This window comes from Hoeflea sp. (assembly GCF_984452065.1).
Window position 1 is genome coordinate 1 of the sequence record NZ_CFHWAF010000211.1, and the last position, 5,173, is coordinate 5,173.

The 5,173-nt window shown below is 61.5% G+C and carries 3 protein-coding genes; all 3 read right to left on the minus strand.

All coding sequences use genetic code 11. The annotated features are described in order from the left end of the window. Positions 1 to 881, minus strand: an 881-nt coding sequence (locus AC5E6N_RS23190; RefSeq protein WP_491750024.1) for a hypothetical protein, incomplete at its 3' end; no start/stop codon positions are given. Positions 882 to 971: 90 nt separating this feature from the next. After that, positions 972 to 3,632, minus strand: coding sequence for an alanine--tRNA ligase (alaS, locus tag AC5E6N_RS23195; protein ID WP_491750025.1), 2,661 nt, complete (start codon positions 3,630 to 3,632; stop codon positions 972 to 974). A gap of 188 nt (positions 3,633 to 3,820) precedes the next feature. Next, positions 3,821 to 4,915: a recombinase RecA gene (gene recA, locus AC5E6N_RS23200; RefSeq protein ID WP_491750026.1), complete on the minus strand. Its 1,095-nt coding sequence runs from the start codon at positions 4,913 to 4,915 to the stop codon at positions 3,821 to 3,823. Positions 4,916 to 5,173 lie beyond the last annotated feature (258 nt).

The following is a 5,173-nucleotide window of genomic DNA, read 5'->3' on the forward strand; positions in this document are numbered from 1 at the left end:
ACGACATCGTAGAAGCCGCTCTTTTCACGATACCCGTTCACCGAGGCCGATCCGATGGCCGTTCTGTACGCGCCCGAGCCGCGCATGTCGGGGTCGAACAGGGCAAGGATGGCTCCATAATCCAGCCCGGTCGTGCGGCTGCTCGTCATCGTTGTCGTCTGGACAAAATCCTCGCCGTCGCCATCGCCCGTCACTTTTGTCCGCTGGCTTATCTGCCCGGTTCCGTATTCGGCAATGCGCCCATTGCGCATATCCCGCGCGACGAAATCCTCAATGATCGAGGTCACGTGGATTTCGTCTCCATCGTCGCCCGCCGAGATATCGAATTCGACCAGATCGACCCGCCCCTCGGCAAAACTCACGTCCATGACCGCCCGCATCAACGGCAGCCACCGGCTGAACGGCCGCTGCGGATCCCCGGCGATCCGCGGCAGGCGCGGCCAGCGCGCCTCGGTGATCACATAACCATCCATCCGGCCGTCCATCGCCAGCCCGCCATCGTCCCCCTGCACATCGACGCTGACGGTGAAGATCGAACCGTTGGCCATCGTCATATGGTCAACAGCGAACCCGGCCACGTCGCTGGTCAGCTTGCGCGCGGTCAACTCGGGGCTCTTCCAAAAGAATTCCAGGCTGATTGTCTGCTCGCCATCCTCCGCATCCGAAGCCGATACGGTGAAGCTGGTGGAGTAGCCGACACTAAGACCCTTGACCGTTAGCGTGTCGCCGCTCGTCTGCGTGGTCTCATAGGAGGCGGAGGCTCCGAGATCCCGGTAGGACTGCAACAGGTCTTCAAAGGCGTCAAGACCGCTGTCCTCGGCAGATATCGGCTGAACGCCCGCAATGAACAGGCAAAATGACGATACAATGATCTTTCTCATGCGTGCTGCTCCCTGACATATCTGGCCGGCGCCTTACAGCGCCTGCAATTGGCAGTCACTTTCCGCGCGGCACAAGCCGCCCGGGATTGTCTATCCGGCAAGGGCATCCGCAACGGCGTCGACGGCGGCCTTGGCCTTCGCCGCATCGGGGCCGCCCGCCTGCGCCATATCGGGCCTGCCGCCACCGCCTTTGCCGCCGAGCGCGGACGAGGCGACACGCACCAGATCGACGGCGCTGAAGCGCTTCGTCAGATCCTCGGTCACACCGACGACCACGCTGGCCTTGCCTTCGTCCGAGACGCCGATCAGCGTGACGACGCCGGAGCCGAGAGACATCTTGGCTTCATCGACCAGTCCCTTGAGATCGCGCGGCTCGACCCCGGTCACGGTCTTGCCGAGAAATTTCACGCCGGCAATCTCCCGCGTCTCATCCGCCGCGCCATTGCCACCGCCGCCGAGCGCCAGCTTCTTTTTCAGATCGGAAATTTCACGTTCCAGTTTGCGGCGTTCATCGACCAGCGCTTCGACCCGGGACACGACCTCGGCGGGCTGGACGCGCAGGGAGGATGCAAGTGCCTTGACCCTGTTGTCCTGGTCGGAAAGATATCTGCGCGCAGCGTCACCCGTCAGCGCCTCGAGGCGCCGCACGCCCGCCGCCACGGCGCTCTCGCCGACAACCCGGACAAGGCCGATATCACCGGTTGCGTTGACATGGGTGCCACCGCACAGCTCGGTCGAATAGGTCTTGTCCTTCTTGTCGCCGTGAAGGCCCGTGCCCATGGACACCACCCGCACCTCATCGCCATATTTCTCGCCGAACAGCGCCATTGCGCCTTCGGCAATCGCATCGTCGACGGCCATCAGCCGTGTGGTGACGGGGCTGTTTTGAATGACGATTTCATTGGCCATGTCCTCGACCCGCGCGATTTCGTCCTCGCTCATGGGTTTCGGGTGCGATATGTCGAAGCGCAGGCGGTCCGGTGCGACCAGCGATCCCTTCTGCACGACATGGCTGCCGAGGATCTCGCGCAGCGCCTCGTGCAGCAAATGGGTTGCCGAATGGTTGGCGCGCAACTGGCTGCGCCGCCCGTGATCGACGCTCAGCACCACCTCGGCGCCGTTTTCAAGAACACCGTCCTCGATAACACCGCTGTGAACAAAAAGACCGTCGGCCTTCTTTTGCGTGTCGGTGACGCGCAGGCGCAACCCGTCGGCGGTAATCATGCCCGTATCGCCCACCTGGCCGCCCGATTCACCGTAGAAGGGCGTCTGGTTGACGATGACCTGCACAGCCTCGTCCTTCGATGCGGAAGGCACCTCGGCCCCGTCCTTGACGATGGCCTGCACAACCCCTTCCGCCTGCTCGGTGTCATAGCCGAGGAAATCCGTGGCGCCCAGGCGGTCACGCAATTCCAACCAGATCGTCTCGGTCGCGGCCTCTCCGGATCCGGCCCAGTTGGCGCGCGCCTCGGCCTTTTGCCGTTCCATTGCGGCATTGAAGCCGGCATCGTCGACGGTGATGCCGCGCTGGCGCAGGGCATCCTGCGTCAGATCGAGCGGGAAGCCGTAAGTGTCGTAGAGCTTGAAGGCCGTTTCGCCGTCGAGCTCGGCCCCTTCCTGCAAATCGGCCGTCGCATCCGACAGGAGGTTGAGACCGCGTTCGAGCGTCTTGCGGAAGCGCGTCTCCTCAAGCTTGAGCGTTTCGGAAATCAGCGCCTCGGCGCGCACCAGTTCGGGATAGGCCCGGCCCATCTGCTCGACCAGCGCCGGCAGCAATTTCCACATCAGCGGCTCGCGCGCGCCAAGAAGTTCGGCATGGCGCATCGCCCGGCGCATGATCCGCCGCAGCACATATCCCCTGCCCTCATTGGACGGCAGAACACCATCGGCAATGAGGAAGGACGAAGAGCGCAGGTGATCGGCGATCACCCGGTGGCTCGCCCGCGCCTTGCCTTCCGCCTTGACGCCGGTCAGTTCCTCCGACGCGCCGATCAGCGCCTGAAACAGATCGATATCGTAATTGTCGTGTTTGCCCTGCAGCAGTGCGGCGATGCGTTCAAGCCCCATGCCGGTATCGATCGAGGGTCTCGGCAGGTCGACCCGTTCGTCGGCCGTCAATTGCTCAAACTGCATGAAGACCAGGTTCCAGATCTCGATGAACCTGTCGCCGTCTTCCTCGGCCGATCCGGGCGGTCCGCCCCGGATCCCCTCGCCATGGTCGTAGAAGATCTCCGAACACGGGCCGCAGGGGCCGGTATCGCCCATGGCCCAGAAATTGTCATGGGTGGCGATGCGCACGATGCGGTCGTCGGGAAGCCCGGCGATCTTCTTCCACAGATCATAGGCCTCGTCGTCGGTGTGATAGACGGTCGCCCAGAGCCGGCTCCCATTGATGCCGAACTCCTTGGTGATCAGGTTCCAGGCCAGTTCGATCGCGACATCCTTGAAATAGTCGCCGAACGAGAAATTGCCGAGCATCTCGAAGAAGGTGTGATGGCGCGCCGTATAGCCGACATTGTCGAGATCGTTGTGCTTGCCTCCGGCGCGGACGCATTTCTGCGCCGTCACGGCCCGCGTATAGTCGCGATGCTCAAGGCCGGTGAACACGTTCTTGAACTGAACCATGCCGGCATTGACGAACATGAGGGTCGGGTCGTTGCGCGGCACCAGCGGGCTGGACGGCACGATTTCGTGTCCGTTCTTGCCGAAATAGTCGAGAAAAGCCGACCGGATCTCGTTTACGCCATTCATGGAACGCCCTTTGACCTCAAACTCTCTGTGTCCGCGGCACCACGGAGCGCCGCCGGTCCGTTCGGCTTTTATCCGCCCCTTTCAAGACTGTCCAGACGGACGGCACCGGTGCGATAAAGGTCCCTCAAATAAGTTGGCCGGCGGCACCGTCAATGCCGCCGGCCAAACCGGGTCAAAAGAGTAAAAGCCTAACCTTGGGCAACATCCGCTTCGCCGTCATCGCCATCGTCCGGCCGGCCGTCTTCCAGCAACTGCTCCGCGATCAGCCCGGCATTCTGGCGCAGGGCCATTTCGATCTCCTGCGCGATCTGCGGGTTTTCCTTCAGAAACGTCTTGGCATTTTCGCGCCCCTGTCCGAGGCGTTGACTGTTGTAGGAGAACCAGGCGCCCGACTTCTCGACAATGCCGGCTTTCACGCCAAGGTCGATCAGTTCGCCGGTCTTGGAGATACCCTCGCCATACATGATGTCGAATTCGACCTGCTTGAAGGGCGGCGCCATCTTGTTCTTGACCACCTTGATGCGCGTCTGGTTGCCGACGACCTCGTCGCGGTCCTTGACCGAGCCGATGCGCCGGATATCGAGCCGCACCGACGAATAGAATTTCAGCGCGTTGCCGCCGGTCGTCGTCTCGGGCGAGCCGAACATCACGCCGATCTTCATGCGGATCTGGTTGATGAAGACCACCATGCAGTTGGAGCGTGAAATCGAAGCGGTGAGCTTGCGCAGCGCCTGACTCATCAGTCGCGCCTGCATGCCCGGAAGCGAATCGCCCATCTCGCCCTCGATCTCGGCGCGCGGCGTCAGCGCGGCGACCGAATCGATCACCAGCACGTCGATCGCGCCGGAGCGCACCAGCGTATCGGTAATCTCCAGCGCCTGCTCGCCCGTATCGGGCTGCGAGATCAAAAGGTTTTCAAGGTCGACGCCCAGCTTGCGCGCATAGACGGGGTCGAGCGCGTGCTCGGCATCGATAAATCCGCAAATGCCGCCTTTCCTCTGCGCCTCGGCCACCGTATGCAGCGCCATGGTCGTCTTGCCGGAACTTTCCGGTCCGTAAATCTCGATGATGCGGCCCTTGGGCAGTCCGCCGACGCCCAGAGCGATATCCAGACCCAGCGATCCGGTCGGCACGGTTTCGACCTCGACAATATTCTCGTTGGAGCCGAGCTTCATGATCGAGCCCTTGCCGAAGGCCCGCTCTATCTGCGAGAGCGCCGCGTCGAGTGCCTTGCTTTTGTCCACCGAATTTTCCTCTACAAGCCGCAAAGAGTTCTGAGCCATTCCGTCCACCTTTAGGTTATATACGCATCACTGGCAATGAAAGTCGCACGCAAAAAATGTACTGCATTTGTTCTCACTTTGCAACAGGGCATTAATATGCTGAATTTGTTGAATTTAAACAGGTTCGTTCTTTTTTTGTTTTAGCCGGATTTCCAGTTTTCCCAAGGTCATCACTTTTGGTGACCGCCGAATTTGCCGGGCCTGCGATTCGCCGGCACCGATTGAATTTGAACCGGCGCCCGCCATAAGCTAAGGCAT